16 protein-coding genes, 2 tRNA genes and 1 pseudogene are annotated in these 17,074 nt (G+C 39.3%); 7 read left to right on the plus strand and 12 right to left on the minus strand.

Annotation, left to right across the window (positions count from 1 at the left end; all coding sequences use genetic code 11):
* Positions 1-26: 26 nt before the first annotated feature.
* The 5 genes and pseudogenes from ACWIWK_RS08890 to ACWIWK_RS08910 all read left to right on the plus strand — a co-directional run.
* A pseudogene (locus ACWIWK_RS08890) lies at positions 27-470 on the plus strand (UvrB/UvrC motif-containing protein); the annotation flags it as partial.
* Positions 471-569: 99 nt separating this feature from the next.
* Positions 570-740 (plus strand): hypothetical protein, encoded by a 171-nt coding sequence (locus ACWIWK_RS08895; RefSeq protein ID WP_454152445.1) that lies wholly within the window; start codon positions 570-572, stop codon positions 738-740.
* Positions 682-1,821: a DNA cytosine methyltransferase gene (locus ACWIWK_RS08900; RefSeq protein WP_454152446.1), complete on the plus strand. Its 1,140-nt coding sequence runs from the start codon at positions 682-684 to the stop codon at positions 1,819-1,821. Before ACWIWK_RS08895 ends, ACWIWK_RS08900 begins: the two co-directional genes overlap by 59 nt.
* Positions 1,802-2,827 (plus strand): hypothetical protein, encoded by a 1,026-nt coding sequence (locus ACWIWK_RS08905; protein ID WP_454152447.1) that lies wholly within the window; start codon positions 1,802-1,804, stop codon positions 2,825-2,827. Before ACWIWK_RS08900 ends, ACWIWK_RS08905 begins: the two co-directional genes overlap by 20 nt.
* 437 nt (positions 2,828-3,264) lie before the next feature.
* Positions 3,265-3,906, plus strand: coding sequence for a superoxide dismutase (locus ACWIWK_RS08910; RefSeq protein WP_454152448.1), 642 nt, complete (start codon positions 3,265-3,267; stop codon positions 3,904-3,906).
* A 112-nt stretch (positions 3,907-4,018) separates the two neighbouring features.
* Here ACWIWK_RS08910 and ACWIWK_RS08915 read toward each other — a convergent pair whose 3' ends face one another.
* The 10 genes from ACWIWK_RS08915 to recG form a co-directional block, all read right to left on the minus strand.
* Positions 4,019-4,546 carry a tetratricopeptide repeat protein gene (locus tag ACWIWK_RS08915; protein WP_454152449.1) on the minus strand — a complete coding sequence of 176 codons (528 nt, stop codon included), beginning with the start codon at positions 4,544-4,546 and terminating at the stop codon, positions 4,019-4,021.
* A gap of 28 nt (positions 4,547-4,574) precedes the next feature.
* Positions 4,575-5,129, minus strand: a complete 555-nt coding sequence (locus tag ACWIWK_RS08920) for a hypothetical protein (RefSeq protein WP_454152450.1) — start codon at positions 5,127-5,129, stop codon at positions 4,575-4,577.
* Positions 5,126-5,512 (minus strand): hypothetical protein, encoded by a 387-nt coding sequence (locus tag ACWIWK_RS08925; RefSeq protein ID WP_454152451.1) that lies wholly within the window; start codon positions 5,510-5,512, stop codon positions 5,126-5,128. The genes ACWIWK_RS08920 and ACWIWK_RS08925 overlap by 4 nt, the downstream gene beginning before the upstream one ends.
* A 187-nt stretch (positions 5,513-5,699) precedes the next feature.
* On the minus strand, positions 5,700-6,140 hold the full coding sequence (locus ACWIWK_RS08930; protein WP_454152452.1) for a hypothetical protein: 441 nt from the start codon (positions 6,138-6,140) through the stop codon (positions 5,700-5,702).
* Positions 6,141-6,142: 2 nt separating this feature from the next.
* Positions 6,143-7,366, minus strand: coding sequence for a metallophosphoesterase (locus ACWIWK_RS08935; protein WP_454152453.1), 1,224 nt, complete (start codon positions 7,364-7,366; stop codon positions 6,143-6,145).
* Between the two features lie 8 nt (positions 7,367-7,374).
* A complete protein-coding gene (locus ACWIWK_RS08940; protein WP_454152454.1) occupies positions 7,375-8,142 on the minus strand; it encodes a 3'-5' exonuclease in 768 nt (255 codons plus the stop codon).
* A complete protein-coding gene (gene metG, locus ACWIWK_RS08945; protein WP_454152455.1) occupies positions 8,143-10,059 on the minus strand; it encodes a methionine--tRNA ligase in 1,917 nt (638 codons plus the stop codon).
* Between the two features lie 9 nt (positions 10,060-10,068).
* A complete protein-coding gene (locus tag ACWIWK_RS08950; protein WP_454152456.1) occupies positions 10,069-10,287 on the minus strand; it encodes a hypothetical protein in 219 nt (72 codons plus the stop codon).
* Entirely contained in the window at positions 10,288-11,226 is a 939-nt protein-coding gene (locus ACWIWK_RS08955) for a class 1 fructose-bisphosphatase (RefSeq protein ID WP_454152457.1), read from the minus strand. It lies immediately after the preceding gene.
* A 78-nt stretch (positions 11,227-11,304) separates the two neighbouring features.
* A complete protein-coding gene (recG, locus tag ACWIWK_RS08960; RefSeq protein ID WP_454152458.1) occupies positions 11,305-13,278 on the minus strand; it encodes an ATP-dependent DNA helicase RecG in 1,974 nt (657 codons plus the stop codon).
* A 160-nt stretch (positions 13,279-13,438) separates the two neighbouring features.
* Here recG and ACWIWK_RS08965 point away from each other — a divergent pair.
* Both ACWIWK_RS08965 and ACWIWK_RS08970 read left to right on the plus strand, forming a co-directional pair.
* Positions 13,439-13,513, plus strand: a tRNA-Asn gene (locus ACWIWK_RS08965).
* 52 nt (positions 13,514-13,565) lie between these two features.
* Positions 13,566-13,643 (plus strand) — tRNA-Pro (locus ACWIWK_RS08970).
* Positions 13,644-13,676: 33 nt separating this feature from the next.
* Here the strand turns inward: ACWIWK_RS08970 and ACWIWK_RS08975 are convergent.
* A complete protein-coding gene (locus ACWIWK_RS08975) occupies positions 13,677-14,723 on the minus strand; it encodes a microcin C ABC transporter permease YejB (protein WP_454152459.1) in 1,047 nt (348 codons plus the stop codon).
* Between the two features lie 3 nt (positions 14,724-14,726).
* The gene (gene topA / locus ACWIWK_RS08980) at positions 14,727-16,931 is read right to left on the minus strand and encodes a type I DNA topoisomerase (protein ID WP_454152460.1); all 2,205 of its coding nucleotides are present in this window, start codon (positions 16,929-16,931) and stop codon (positions 14,727-14,729) included.
* Between the last annotated feature and the right edge of the window lie 143 nt (positions 16,932-17,074).

Genomic DNA, 17,074 nt, shown 5'->3' on the forward strand with positions numbered 1-17,074 from the left:
TTTGTATTACGCTTGCTATACTTTCGATATTAGACGCGGATAAAGAGGGGTTTTTACGCAGTGAAACAAGCCTTATCCAAACGATGGGGCGGGCAGCGCGAAATGTGGAGGGCAAGGTGATTTTATACTCGGCTAAAGATAAAAATGGCGAACTCACTATTACAGGCTCTATGAAGCGGGCGTTTGAAATCACAGAGTATCGCAGGGGCAAGCAAGAAGCCTACAACAAAGCGCATAATATCACCCCAAAGGGCGTCTCACGCAATGTCGAAGCCGAGCTAAAAATCGAATCAAGCGGTTTGTCGCATTTGTATGAAAGCGGACGAAAAAAAGGCGCGAAAATCCCCAAAAGCGAGCGAGAATCTATCATAAAAGAGCTAAAAAAACAAATGCTACAAGCCGCTAAAAATTTAGAATTTGAAGAAGCCGCACGACTACGCGATGAAATCGCACGCATCAAGGCGATGTAGTGGCATTGAGGCTATTTATTGATATTAAACAGCTGATTTTTTGGTAGAATGTTAATCTTAAAGCTATATGTCATTATTAAGGATTAAGGAGCAATGACAATGAATCTATTATCGTTATTTTCGGGTTGCGGTGGAATGGATATAGGATTTGAGGGCGGCTTTGAGTGCCACGCTAAATCCATAAACACAATTTTACATAACGATTGGGTTGATGATTCTATTAGCGGGGGGGGGGGGGAATTGGCTAAAGCTAAAAAAGACAAAATTTAAGACAATTTTTGCAAACGATATAAAACAATCCGCAAAAACCGCTTGGGTAACATATTTTAGCAAGTCCAAACAAAACGCAGATAAAATCTTTTTCACTGAAAGCATCGTAGATTTAGTAAAAGCACATAAAAATGGCGCAAAGATTTTCCCAAATAATATTGACATTCTCACAGGTGGATTTCCCTGTCAAGACTTCTCTATCGCTGGTAAAAGGCTAGGATTTGATTCACAAAAAAATCACAACGGCTCAAAAATAGAAATTGACGCACCGACAAATGAAAACAGAGGGCAACTCTACATTTGGATGCGTGAAGTTATCGCAATCACTCGCCCAAAAATCTTTATTGCTGAAAATGTAAAAGGACTAACGAATCTAAAAAATGCAAAAGAAATCATAGAGAGAGACTTTGCAAATATTTGCAATGGTGGATACATTGTGATTTCTGCAAAGGTGCTACAAGCCGCAGATTATGGTGTGCCACAATCTAGGGAGAGAGTGATATTTTTTGGATTTCAAAAAAATGCGCTAACTAAAAAAGCATTGTCCGCACTCGCACAAAAACATATTCCACTCAAATACGACCCATATCCGCCTCCCACACACGCGCATAAAAGGGTAACCTGCGCCGAAGTGTTAAGCGACTTAAATGAGCCCGAAAACGAGCCTATCGATAAATCACAAATGGCATATTCAAAGGCAAAATATATGGGAGGACATTGTCAAGGGCAAAGTGAAATCAATATGCAATCAGTTGCACTGACAATTAGAGCGGAACATCACGGTAATATCGAATTTAGGCGTTTGAGTGCAGAAAATGGTGGCAAAAATGTAGGCGAACTAGCGCAAGGGCTAAAACAGCGCAGATTAAGCGTGAGAGAATGCGCTAGATTACAAAGTTTTCCCAATGATTATGAATTTATTTTAGATAGCGGTAATAAATTTGGGAGTTTAAGCGCATCAGAGGCATACAAACTCATAGGTAATGCCGTCCCTCCACTTTTGGCATATCATATCGCCAAAAGATTGGAGACAAATTGGGAATTATACTTTGGGGGCAAAAATGATAGTTGCCACAAATAATAAACCTACGATTGATGATTTCGCATCGTTAATGAAAAATGCGGATATTTTGCTAAACATTGAAGCAAAATCTAATAGCAGAATAAAACAATTTGATTGGGAGGATTTAGAAAAATTTGTATGTAAAACGCTTGAAATTTGCGCAAAAAACACAACATTTGAAAATAAAATCACACTAATGTCAGGGAAGTATTTCCCAGATATTGTCGCAGAAAAATACTATGGCATTGAGGTAAAAAGCACCAAAGGCGACCATTGGACTACCACAGGTGGCAGTATTTTAGAGGGCTCTAGAATAGATAGCGTTGAGCGAATCTTTTTGACATTTGGCAAATTAGGTGGCAAATGTGCTGAATTTTTAAGCAGACCTTATGAAGATTGCTTATATGAAATCGCAACAACGCATTATCCACGATACAAAATTGATATGCGACTAGAAAAAGGCAATAGCATATTTGATAAAATGGGAATTTCGTATGATGAATTAAGAAACGACAAAGACCCTATTTCAAAAATCTCACAATATTACACAAAGCAATTAAAAAAAGGTGAAAAACTATGGTGGGCTTCAAGCGTAGAATCTCAAGCGACATCGCCATCAATTTTACGATTTTGGAATAATTTATCAGGTAATGAGAAAAAGGATTTAATGCTAAAAGGTTTGATTTTGTTCCCCGAAGTTGTTGTGGGACAATATAATAATTTTTCAATGTGGTTAGTTGCACAAAAGGGTATTATATGCCCAAATGTGCGAGATTTATTTTCTGCAGGTGGAAAATTTAATGGACTTCCAGCGGTGTATAAGCGAATACACGAAAATCGTAATCAAATAGAATACATATTACTACAAATAAATGAGGAATCGTTGCTTAATCATTGGGAACAAAGTGATTATAAAAAAAGCAATAAGTTAAGTATATGGATAAATATGATTAGTGGTTACAATAAAGAGCAATCAAAAATAAAGCAAATTCTAAATAATTGGTTTAGTGGCTCTTTAAATTGATAAAAATATATGCAAAAAATCTTAAAAATATTACAAGGTGTTAGAAATCACACTTCTGCGTGATGAGATTGCGAGGATTAAGGCGATGTAACATTTTCAACACACAAGGATTTTAGCTTGGCATTTTTTTTATGGGGTTAAATTCTAGAAAATTTTTGCACATTTTAAAATTTAAACTTTTAGAAAAACAAAATCTTGCAAAATCCCGCTTAAATCTCACTCAGAGATACGCTTGCGAGGTAGGATTCTAGCATTTTTTGTGCGTCTAAAAAGCGAGAATCTAAAATACTATGAATATGCTTGCCAAGCGGGCATAGTGTGTTAAAGTGTGAAAAATTGCGTGTATATTGTCCCTACTATTAAATAAATTTTCTTATAATGCGCTCCGTGATAAGAATGATTTATCACAACAAATCACAACAAATAAAGGAGAAACTATGTTTGAATTACGAGCATTACCTTACCAAAAAGACGCATTTGGGGACTTCCTAAGCCCTATCACATTTGACTTTCACTATGGCAAGCATCATCAAACTTATGTCAATAATCTTAACAATTTGACTAAGGGCGGTGAATTTGAAAATGCCGAGCTTTATGACATTATCAAAAAGTCTAGTGGCGGGGTGTTTAACAACGCTGCGCAGGTGTATAATCACGATTTTTATTGGGATTGTATCACGCCAAATGGCGATGTGGGCGCGATTAGCGAGGAGCTAAAAGGGGCTTTAAATTCTGAATTTGGTAGCCTTGATGGATTTAGAGAGAAATTTTTGACTGCAGCCACTACGCTATTTGGCTCTGGGTGGTGCTGGCTCGTGCTTAATGCGCAAAGCAAAAAGCTAGAAATCGTGCAAACAAGCAACGCCGCCACGCCCATAAGCGAGGATAAAATCCCGCTACTTGTGGTAGATGTGTGGGAACACGCTTACTACATAGACCATAAAAACGCGCGCCCTGCGTATTTGGAAAAATACTTCGCGCATATAAATTGGGGCTTTGTTTCTAAGGCGTATGAATGGGCGCAAAAAGAGGGCGTAAGCTCGGTTAGATTTTATATAAACGAGCTGCATAAAAAGTAGCGAGAAGTGCTCAATGCACTTTGTTTATATAAGTTTTTAGATTCCGCATTTTAGCGGAATCTTTGTGATGTAAGGTTGTTGTAAAAACTTCGCAATAGCTAGATTTATTAAGTTAGTTATACTTGTCGCAACCTTCTTGATTTCCTAAATCACACGCCTGCCCATAGAGTTCCCGTGCGAGTTGAGGATTTGTTCTTGTGCCATAGCCAAAGAGATACATATCCCCAAGAAATACACAACCCACACCATATCCTAAATCACAGGACTTTTTCATATATTTGAGTGCTTGTGCGTAGTTTTGCTCCACACCTTTGCCTTTGCCAAATACTCCACGCCCTTTTAAGAAAATTCGTCCTAATGTAACACAACAATGGGTTTGCCAACCTATATTTTGGGCTTTTTCACAATTTTGTGTTAAATAGTTTATGATTCTCATATCGCCTGTCTTATAATGCAAATCTATAAAATCTCTTTCTCGAAAAGGTATGTTTTCGCACTCATCACCTTCCATATTGTTTATGATACATTCTTTTGCCTTTGCGAGTCGTTTGGGATTATCGTATTGATGTAAATCGTTGGCATAGCTTAGGCTTAGCATTGCGCTTAAGAATATTGGGGTAAGTATTTTTGGTATGTTCATTGTCTATCCTTTTTTTGTTTTGAATGATTTAATCACAAAGATAAAATAAAGCACCTCTACTCCAAACGCTTCGAGTGCTTGTGGTGGTAGTGCTTGCATTTGTTTGAGCTCTGCCCATTCCACCTTGAGCGGCGACTTTAGTATCTGCACCACTTGTAGTTGTAACGCTTGAGTTAGTGGTTTCACTATAAGTGATATAGTAGTTTGCCCCGACTTTTTGTGCGAGCCGTTCTGGGTCTTTCACATCATCTGTGCTAAACTTTGTCATATTAAACCCATATATAAGATATTCATCTTCCCCTATAAACTCACTCCCTCCTATATAAGCACAACCATAAAAATTTATAAGAGCATAGCTAATATTCTGCATTGTTTTAATGCTAAGACTTGTCTTTGCAATTACTTTTTTAGGGTAATCTCCACTAGACTTTAAGGTTTTCACTTCCTTTTCTGACATTACAGGAGTGTAAAACTTGTTATATAAATTTAAGTGGTGGGGTCTCCCACCGCAACCACACAATATAAACCCCGCTAATAGCACTCCAAAATAGAGACTTGCTTTTTGTATAATTTGTCTTGTCATTTTTTCTCCTTATTGGCTAATATTTGAGAGTTAAATTTTTTATACTGCTGTATGGCACTATGGCAATCGTTAATATAGCTCGGGCTGTCCTCAAAAAATCTTTTACCATACTCAAAGATTTTGTCTATGTCCTCATTTGCACCACAAAAGCAAAGCAAATCAAAATCTTTTGTATTGGATTTTTCAGTTATTTTTTTGCTAAATCTCTCAAGGTTAGAAATATAGCTATTTACAGAGTGTTCTTTATCTTTAGTATTTTTACGAAACTCTATCCCATCAGCACTACGCAAAAATTCCTTAAAAGATTCTTTTTGGTTTTCTACTTTTTCGTAGTCAATGGTATGTGGTATCAGTATATCAATACTCGCGCTGTGCTTTGCCATTGCAAATCCTCCTTGAATGAAAAATTTGTGGAATTCTACCCCCCCCTTACTTAAACTTTGCTTAAATGAAATATCAAAGAGCAAATAGGAGAATCTTAAATCATCATAAAAGCTATGTTGGCGATAGTTGGGGATTTATGCGTGATGATTCTTAGGCTTTAAGGCGCGGATTTTGTATGGAGAATTGTTATGGGCAGAGATAAAATAACGCGCCGTTGCGCGGGATATTGCCACTTGCAGAAGTGCTCCTAGAGACATATTCACCATAGGTGATATAGTAGTTCGCACCGACTTTTTGGGCGAGTTGTTTTGGAGATTCTATATGGTTTGTGATGAAGTTTAGTCGCTCCATTCTTTGGAATTCAGTGCTTCCTATGCACACACAGCCATAAATGTTGATGAGGGAGTTATGAAGTGCTTGTGCTTGCAAAACATTTAATCCAATTTGAGAATCTAGCTTATTAGGATAGCTTGCGTTGTCTTTGAGTTTTTTAATTTTTTTCTCCGAGATGAGGGGTTTATAATGTATTGTGTATAAATCAATGGGCTTGCTCCCAGCGCAGCCCCACAGCACAAGGTTTGCTAACAATCCAAAATAGAGAGTGAGTTTTTGCAGTATTTGTGCCATTGTTACTCTTTAGGCAAGAAATGAAAGAGTGTGATTTCACTCTCGCTTAGCACGCGCATAGGCGGTCCCCAATAGCCTGTCCCTTGATTGATGTAGAGCGAAGTATTTTGGTTGATTTTAGCTAAGCCTTTGAGATATGGCTGCTGAAGCAACACAAGCAATGAAAATGGGAAAATCTGCCCGCCGTGCGTATGCCCGCTAAGGATAAGCGCGACATTTTGTGTGAGTTCTGGGCGTTGATTTTCAAGGGTTAAAAATTCCTCGATTATTTTTGGTTGATGAGAGAGTAGGATTATGGGCGGGCATTGATTTGCCTCGTGCATTGCATTTTGTGGGCAATGACTTAACTCAAGCGTTTCTTTTAGCTTTGGCGGGAGATTATAAGGGGTGAAAGCCTCTCTTGTGCCTACTAAATCAGCAATTCCAGCGATAACAATCTCATTGTTACCAGCGTGTATAGCCTCACTCTCATTGATAAGCAGATGAAATCCCAAACTTTGTAGTTTGGCGATGATGTTTTGCAAATCGTGGAAATACTCGTGATTCCCTAGTGCGTAATACACGCCATATTGTGCCTGAAGATTCCCAAGTTCATTTACAGCACTCTCTACTAAGTGAAGTTTGGAATCAATAATATCCCCCGTCAAAAAAACTATATCAGGTTGCAACGCATTCACGCGCTCCACTATTGAGCGCACACGCGTAGAATCCATTAGCCCGCCAATATGCACATCGCTGAGTTGCACAGCTTTAAGCGGAGCTTTTAATCCATTTATGACAAATGGCACTTCATACACCACAGGCTCTTTTGCCCCGCCAATAAGCCCGATGATGATAAACACGATAGCCAAGATTCCGCACGCACGCTTGAGGTTGTAGCGCATTTTTGCGCGCTTTGATTTGTCCTTTATCGCGTAGATGAAAAGCGAACAGATTTGATATATAAGTGTGATAATGGTGAGACAAAAGGCAACACCAATGCTAAGAGAGAGGAGTAAAAATAAGGCTTGAGAGGGCGGGTCTTTATGCAGGAGTGCGAAATACGTCGCACAACCGATAAAATTAAGCCAAATAAACACGAGCCAAAATGCCTTAAAAAGTGTAGTCGTGGCAAAAGACTTTAAAAGGACTTTATAAATATAAAAATGCAGTAGCCCAAACACTGCCACCGACATAAGTGGAAAAAGATAATTTTGCATTTGGAAAAGTTGGATTTTTGCTTCCATAATAACTCCTATTTTTGTGGGATAAACGGTCTGCCAATCTTACTAAAATCAATCAAATCTTGCACGCTTTGGATAGAATCTGGAATGCACAAAGAGGCAATTTTAAACACTTCAAGCGCAGTGAGTGCGTCAGCATAAGCGCGGTGGCTTATTGGCGTGTTGATTCCCAAAAAAGTGTTTAAAAAACTAAGCGAATAGCGCGGAGAAAGGATACACTGCTTAGCTAAATCAATGGTGCAAAGTTTGGGACATAATAATCCTGCGATTGCGTGTTGCTGGAAGCTAAAGTCCAAAAAGTTATAATCAAACCCCACATTATGCGCGACAAAAATACAATCTTGCAAAAAAAGTCGAAATTTTTCTAACACTTCTTTTTGACTCGGGGCGTTTGCTAAGTCTTTAGTATAAATGCCTGTGAGTGTGCTAATCTCATCTGGCACACTAGGCGCATAGATATAACTTTCAAATGTATCGATAATCGTGCCATTTTGGTATTGTATCGCGCCAATTTCGATAATTTGAGAATCTTTTGGTTTCGCACCTGTGGTTTCAATATCCACAAAGCAAAATTTCGCCTCACGCCAATGTATAAAGCGCGTGCCAAGCGCAAAACTATCATCAAGCTCAACAAATGGAAATCCATAGGCTTTAAGGATTTCTAATTGCGTATCCACATCGCCAAGCAATCCCGCACACTGCGCCACATATTGCCTAAATGCGTCTTTTTGCATAGGAGCGGAGTGGAGCTTTTCTAAAAGGGGGGCAAATGTCGCCATTTATGAGATTTTGCTCCCATTTTTACGCGCAGATTCTATCCCAAGCAGACTTAATCCACTTTCATCACCACAGCTTAAAATCATTCCCTCGCTTAGTAGCCCCATAATTTTGGCGGGTTTGAGGTTTGCCACCACGCATACTTGTTTGCCAATAAGGTTTTGTGGTTCATAAAACTTTGCAATCCCACTGAGAATCTGGCGTGGCTTTTCCTCGCCTAAGTCAATGAGGAATTTTAAGAGTTTTTCGCTTTTTTCTACGCGCTCGCATTCTAGCACTTCGCCTACGCGAATATCAAGTTTTTGAAACTCCCCAATGCTAATGAGATTGTCTGTGGCTTGGCTTTGAGATTGCGAATGTGTAGAATCTTTAGCACTTTTAGTGTTAGATTCTTGGTCTTTTGCTTCGATTCTAGGGAAGAGCGGCGGGATTTTAGTGATAGTGATTGCATTGATAAATTCACTTTGCAGGACAAAATTCGTAAAATTTTGTGCGTTAATATCCACATTAAGCGCGCTAGCAATCTTTTGCGCAGTTTTTGGCATTACAGGATAGAGGCATAGCGCGACTTTAAATAAGATATTACCAAGCAAGACAAGCAATGCCTCCACTTTGTGAGATTCATTGTTTTTCATCATTTTCCACGGCTCATAGAGGCTAATTACGCTATTTCCAAGACTTAATATTTCCCAAAGCGATTCAAGGGCTTTGTGGGGTTGCATTTGACTCATAAAATTTTCATATTGCTCTAGAGCTTGGGTGATTTTTTTGCACTCTTTTGGGTAGAGTTCTTGTGTCGCAGTGCTTGTGAGGCTAAGGGAGAAATATTTTTCGCTCATACCAATAAGGCGATTGAGTAAATTGCCTATATCGTTGCTTAAATCCGAGTTAATGCGCTCAATCATCGCCCTTTGGCTAAAATCACCATCTTGCCCAAAAGGCACTTCGCGCACCAAAAAATAGCGCACAGATTCTAATCCATAGGCATTTATCATATCACGCGGATTGATGACATTGCCAATGCTTTTACTCATCTTCACGCCCTCCACGGTCCACCAGCCGTGCGCGTAGATTCTCTTTGGCAATGGGAGCTCTAAGCTCATCAAAAATGCCAACCAATAAATAGTGTGGAATCGCAAAATATCTTTACCTACGATGTGTGTGGCATTATCCCATAATTCCTTTTTAAAATCCTCGCTTCCATAGCCAATCGCGCTAATATAGCTAAGGAGCGCATCAAGCCACACATACATAATGTGCGCATTATCATTGATACTTGGCGGGAGCTTTATCCCCCAATCAAAACTTGTGCGCGTGATAGACAAATCAACTAACCCAGATTCTACAAATTTCACCACTTCATTGAGACGATACTTTGGCGCGATAGAATCTGCATTGTCTGCATACCATTGTAAAAGGCGGTCTTGGTATTTGCTAAGAGCAAAAAAGTAACTTTCCTCTTTGATTGTAGTTGTTGGCTTACCGCAATCTGGGCATTTTTGCTCGATGACTTGGTGCTTGGTGAAGTGCGTCTCACACGAAACGCAATACCAGCCCTCATATTCCCCTTTGTAGATGTCGCCTTTTTGATACATTTTTTCAAAGGCTTTTTGCACGGCAAGGCAATGCTTAGAATCTGTGGTGCGCACGAAGCAATCAAAGCCTATTTCTAACTCACGCCAAAGGGTGTAAAACTCCTTGCTTATGGAATCGACATATTCTTGTGGTGCGAGATTGTGCTTTTTGGCTGATTGCTCTATCTTTTGTCCGTGCTCATCTGTGCCTGTAAGCAAAAACACATCTTCGCCGTGCAGGGTTTTATATTTTTTTAACATATCGCACAGGATAGTCGTGTAGGCGTGCCCAATATGGGCTATGTCATTTACATAATAAATCGGTGTGGTGATATAGCTTTTCATTACAATCCTTTAATTAAAATCAAAACTTCCATCTTGCCCTTTATTCATACTATCATACACGGCTTTGACATATTCTGTGCGTTTAGGACAACCTATGAATTTTTCGCAAGGCATACAAGAATCTACATTATGCTCGCTTTGGCACGATTGCAAACTAGCGATTTTTTTTTCTAAATTGATTGCAAACATATCTTTATCTTGCAGGGCGTTACTTTGAATCTCTTGCATTTAGCACTCCTTGTTGTAAGTTTGCTTGACTTGGGCGATTTCTTCTTTGCTCCCTAAAAAGCACGCCGTAGTATCGTGGATATGCTCTACTTCAAGCTCTAAGATTCTCTTTGTGCCACCTTTATCAGTGGCTGCAAGTGCTTCTCCACCAGCCTTTTCATAGATAAAAGCAAAGGGAAAAACCTCAAAGAGTTTGCGTAGCTTTCCTTTAGGTGCGTCATTTGTCGCGGGATAGCTAAAAAGCCCGCCACCTTTAATAAGAATCTGATGCAAATCAGGCACCATACCGCCAGAGTAGCGCAAGCGATACCCTTGAGAGAAAAGAGAGGCAATAAGTGCTCTGTGCTTCTCACTCCAATGTTGTTGCGTGCCACCGGGTGCGTTGATTTTGCCTTTGTTTTGTAGTTTTAGCTCACCGAGCTTTTCCCAGACTTTTCCATTATGGCGGTAATGCACTACTTTATCTTTGGCAAAGACGGCTTCTAATCGCGGACCATAAAGGATATAGCCACTTGCTACTAAGCCACTAGCACACAAGCAACCATCATAGATTCCAAAAATGCTTCCAACACTTAGATTGCTATCAATAAGCGAAGAGCCATCAAGTGGGTCATAGGCTACACTAAGATGTGTCGCACCATTAGTGTCTTTTAACTTGCCTAATGGAATGGAATCTAGCGAGGCATTGGCATTTGCCTCTATGGCTTGCTTGAGTGCATCTTTATGCACGATTGCTTGCTTTTCTTCACTGCATACGGATTTTATACAATCGAGTGCTAAAAGTTTTTTTTCGATGAGTTTGTCTGCTTCCACATCGACTTCTAATTGTGTATCGCCACTAGAGTTTTGAGAACCAAGATACTTTGTAGATGGGTTTTTTAGCATTGTATCAATCACACACGCACATTCTTTAAACACCTCAAATATAGAATCTATCATCGTATAACCTTTGTCCTGTAATAAAGTGTAATATTTTTTTGCGATTGTAACAAAAAGAGGCTTAAAGATTCTATAAATTTACTTCAATTCACAAGCTATGCGTAAAATGCGCTCATCGCTTTGCATATTAAAGAAACTAAATTCCTCGCCACTTTGTCTTTGCCCACTTAGCAAATCTCCACTACTGCGATATTGGAGGTCTAATTCAGCGATTTCAAAGCCATTGAGTGTTTGGCAAAATTGCTCTAATCGCTCAGTATTGTTTGAATTGGTGTATAAAAAACAATAGCCTTTCAAGCCATTACGACTCACTCGCCCGCGTAGTTGGTGCAATGTCGCTAATCCAAGTCGCTCTGGTGCCACGATGACAATGGTGCTTAGCCTTGGCAGTGAGATTCCCACTTCTACCACCGTGGTTGCAAGTAATATAGTGCCATTTTTAGCAAAGTTTTCGAGCACTTCTTCTTTTTGCTTGTCCTTACCCGAAGTTACAAACACTCCATCAAAATGCTTACGCCAAAAGTCTTGTCCTTGCGAGAGTGAAAGATAATCAATATGCTCACTTTCTTCTACTAGCGGATAAACAATAAGTGCTTGATTGCCTTTGGTTATTTCTGTTTTCAAATGTGCGATAAGTGCGCCAAAATGTGTTTTTGTGATAATTGTTGATTGAATGTCCTTTTTAAATGGTAAATCTTTAATGGTGCTAAAATCGATAAATTGCGCGTTTATCATAGCCATTGTGCGTGGGATTGGTGTGGCTGAAAACTGCAGAGAATGCGGTCGTGTAGCATTTTGTGCGTAATCCTCTCCACTAAACATTTTTTCTAGTGCGTGCCGTTGTTTTGTGCCAAAGCGGTGCTGCTCATCACTCATCACTAAGGCAAAATTTCCAAAATCAAATTCTCTATATAAAATCGCCTGTGTGCCAATGATAAAATGCGCTTGATTGGAATCTTCTTGCATAAAAGGCAATAATATTTCATCATTTTCTTGCGTGCTTGTTTTTGTGTCTTTTTTCCCCTCTTTGGTTTGTGCGGTTACAAGTGCGATATTTACGCTATTTGGCAAGAGTCTTTTTGCTTCATTGTAGAGTTGCTTTGCCAAAATGCTTGTTGGTGCCATTAGAATGCTTTTTTTAGGATACGCCATCATTACGGCACTTAAGATGACAATAGTTTTCCCACAGCCTACATCACCCATTATAAGGCGTCTGCAAGCCTTTGGTTGAGCCAAATCGTGCGCGATAGCTTGGATTGCTTGCTGTTGTCCATTTGTGAGCGTGAAAGGGAGGGATTGAATGAAACTTTGATACTGCCCATTGCAGAGGAAATTTGCATTGCAATGAAGCTTTTTCTTGCGCAAACGCAGAGTGTAATACACGATTTCGCTTAATTTTATAGAATCTAAATATTCTCCAAAGAGCCCACCATTGCTTTTAAACTGCTGGACAAACACATCACTTGGAGCGAAAATTTCGCAGATTCTCTGTGCGTATGGAGGGTTAATCCCACAAGAGATGAGATTTTGCTCGCTAATAAAACATTTGGCAAGGGCTTGCAAAATTTTTGCTTTTTGTGGTGTGGCTTTAAACTTCATCGCTACTTCACCAAAGTTCGTAACTATGCGTGGTTGAATGATTGAAAAAAATCCTTGCTTTTCTTCAACCTTGCCATAGATTACGCATTGCTTCCCCTCGCTAAATTGCGCGCTCATAAATGGCTTTGGGTGAAAAATAATAAGCGAAAGCACTTGATTAAAATCACTTGCAATCGCACTTACGCGCAGAAAAGTTTTTTTGCCAAAGCCACCTTTGGTGCTTTGTGTTATTTGTATATGAAGAGTGCCAAGCGCACCATTATGCAAACGAGGCAAAAGTCGCCTATCCTCATAGCCTTTTGGTGGATTTAGGAGTAGTTCATAGAGATTGTGTATGTGGTTTTTTTGTGCGTTTTCTAAAAGTTTTTTTATCGCCCGTGTGTCTTTAAGTGTGGAATCGAGAGCGATATTTGGCGTTAGATTCTCAAATCGTGCATTGGTTAAAAAATCCACTTTTGTATTCCAAGTAGTAAGTTGGTGTCATTTTAAGACAAAATAAAAGCAAAGTATATTCCGCAATTAAGGGATAATGAGGCAGGGCTTATACGCCCTAAATAACATAAAACGCCTTGACTTTTATAGAAATTTAGCCTATAATCTCACTCTTTTTTGTTCCGGATTAGCTCAGCGGTAGAGTAGGCGGCTGTTAACCGCTTGGTCGCAGGTTCGAATCCTGCATCCGGAGCCATTCTTCTTAATTATCATCATAGGCTTTTTGTGTTGTTTTTAAGAGATTTGCACGGAGTATGGCGCAGCCTGATTAGCGCGCACCCTTGGGGTGGGTGAGGTCGTGGGTTTGAATCCCGCTACTCCGACCATTGTATCTCGTGCTACACAATCCAATCTAAAATTTATGATTTCTCAAAGTGGATTCTCGGGTCGATGAGCACATAGACTAAGTCGCTGATAATCCCAACAATAAGGGCTAAAAAAGTAAAAATATACAGCGTGCCAAAAATAATAGGATAATCACGATTTATCACACTCTCATAGCCCAAAAGTCCAAGTCCATCAAGACTAAAGATAATCTCAATAAGCAAACTCCCGCTAAAAAACATTCCTACAAACACCGCAGGGAATCCGCTTACAATCAATAGCATTGCATTGCGAAAAATGTGCCCGTATAAAACTTGCGTTTGGTTCGCCCCTTTGGCGCGTGCGGTTTGCGTATAAGTTTTATGGATTTCCTCTAAAAAGCAGTTTTTACACAGCATACTAAGGGTAGCAAATCCCCCGATAGAAATACAAAACACAGGCAACACAAGATGATGTAAGTAATCTAACACTTTATCTAGCGGGCTAAGATTCTCAAAGTTATCACTCACTAACCCACGCAATGGAAAAATATCAAAATAACTCCCACCAGCAAAAAGCACAATAAGAAAAATCGCAAATAAAAATGAGGGAATGGCATTGGCAATGACAATGACAAAACTTGTGCCTATATCAAAAGCAGAGCCGTGCTTAGTGGCTTTTAAGATTCCCAGCGGAATGCTTATAAGATAAATAATAAGAGTGCTAAACACGCCCAAAGAAATACTTACAGGAAGCTTTTGGATAATAATATCAACCACATCGTTTTGTTGATAAAAACTTTGCCCAAAATCAAAGCATAGATAATTTTTTATCATTTCTACATATCGCTCTAATAGTGGCTTATCAAAGCCATACATTTTTTTAATCTGCTCGATTAGTTCTGGCTCTAAGCCCACAGAGCCTTTGTAAAAATTTTTTTGTGCGATGGCAGATTCTGCTGGTTTATTGAGGTTTTCGATTTGAGCAATAGTGCGCTCCACAGGACCGCCCGGAGCGAGCTGGATAAGCGCGAAATTAAGCGTTAAAATCCCTAAAAGTGTGGGAACAAGGAGAAATAAACGCTTACAAATATAGCCAAGCAAAATTTACTCTTTTGGCACTTTATCTTTGCATTTGAGGCATTCATATATTTCTTGTTTGCGGAGTTCTCTCTCCACCATCGCTCCTCCACATTTTTCACATTTTTTTTCTATGAGAGGATATTTGCTTAAAAAAGTGCATTTTGGGTAATTCCCACAACCATAAAACGCCCCGCGTCTGCTAAATCGTTTGATAAGTTCACCACCACACTCTGGGCATTTTACACTGAGGATCTCTTTTGGTTTTTGATTGAGTGGTTTTGTGTTTTTGCACTCTGGATAGCCACTACACGCGATAAACTCACCCCTTTTGCTAAATTTTTTCACCATTGGTTTGCCACATTTTTCACACACTTCATTAGTGAGGTTTTGTTCTTGGTTTGATGATGGTTTGATATATTTGCATTTAGGATAGCCACTACACGCGATAAACTCACCAAATCTTCCATTGCGCTGGACAAGCTCTTTGTTGCATTTTGGGCATAGCTCACCTGTGGGGATAGCGATTTTTTGGCTAACGATGTTTTGCTTGCCTTGCTCTAATTTCTCCATAAATGGCTCATAAAACTCCCAAAGCATAGCATTCCAATCCACTTTTTTGCTTGCAATATCATCAAGCCTATCTTCTAGCGAGGCTGAAAAAGAACTATCCACAATTTCATTAAATGCCCCCTCAAGCATTTCTATGACTTTAAACGCGCTTTCTTGTGGGATTAGCGATTTTTTTTCATTGATGAGATATTCGCGGTTAAGCAATAGTGAAATAGTCGGCGCATAAGTGCTGGGGCGTCCTATGCCTAAAGATTCTAAAGTTTTAATAAGGCTTGCCTCGCTAAATCTCGCAGGTGGCTCAGTTTGCTTTTTGTGCTCTTTGATTGAAGTAGCCACAACTTTATCATTTTGTTTAAGTGCGGGCAATAATTCATCTTTGTCCTCTGTGCCTAAAATTTTATAGAATCCATCAAAGAGTAATCGCCTGCCATTTGCCTTGAATTTCATATTGCACTTAGCATTGCCAAAGAGGATACTTTGTGATTCAAATTCTGCATCGACACTTTGTGAGGCTAAAAACCTTTCATATATGAGTTTGTAGAGTTTTAATTCTTCTGGTTTTAAGTAATTTTTAGCGATGTCTGGTGTGAAATCTAAGTTTGTTGGGCGGATTGCTTCGTGTGCCTCCTGCGCACTTTTTGACTTCGTAGTATAGGTTTTTGGTTTTGGTGGCACATATTGCTTGCCAAAAGCTTTTTCTAAAAGTTTCCTTGCTGCGCTTTGTGCTTCTTTGGCTATATTAAGGCTATCAGTTCGCATATAGGTAATCACCCCTGTTATGCCGTTGTTTGTTTGCACGCCTTCATAAAGCCTTTGAGCGATACTCATAGTGCGAGATGGGCTAAAGCCGAGCTTGTTTGAGGCGTTTTGCTGGAGTGTTGATGTCATAAATGGTGGTGGCGTAGGCGTTTTTTTGGTTTTTTTGGCAATTTCAAGCACCTCATATTCTTGCTTTTTTAGAGAATCAAGTATTGCTTTGACTTGTTTTTCATCTTGGAGAGAGAGTTTTTCTAACGCTTTTTCATAAAACACAAGCTCAGATTCTATGGTGTTGCCATCTTTGGTTTGAAAGGTGGCGTTAATGATAAAGTATGTAACACTTTTAAATGCTTGGATTTCGCGCTCTTTATCAATTACAAGTTTGAGGGCTGCGCTTTGCACGCGTCCAGCACTTAATCCACGCGCGATTTTTGAGGAAATAAGATTGCTGAGTTTAAAGCCTACGATTCTATCAAGCAATCTGCGCGCTTGTTGCGCATTGACTTTATCCATATCAATAGTGCGAGGATTATCAAGGGCATTTTGTATCGCGCTTTTGGTGATTTCGTGGAATACTATACGCGGGAAACTGCCTGCATCAGCATCGAGCGTTTGCGTTATGTGGTAGCCAATCGCTTCACCCTCTCTATCCTCATCGGTAGCGATATAAGTAGTTTTAGCTTTTTTAGCTTTTGTTTGTATTTCGGAGACGATTTGTGCGTGGTCTTTGTCTATGGTGTATTTTGGGATAAATTGCTTTTGTTTGACTTCGATACCCAAAGTATATTTAGGCAAGTCGCGTATATGTCCCTTAGAGGCGATGACTTCGTAATCTTTGCCTAAAAAGTTTTTGATTGTCCGTGCTTTTGCAGGAGATTCTACAATGATGAGATTTTTCATTATATGCCTTAAGTTTTTATTTGATTCTTTTTTAGCTCAATTCTCAATTATGGAAACATTGTCATTTGGCTTACAATCCATAGTTTTAAGAATCTAAAAGGCAAAATTCTAGCACACTTCACTAAAATTTTTCACTAATTTTT

This window comes from Helicobacter sp. 23-1048 (assembly GCF_053654545.1).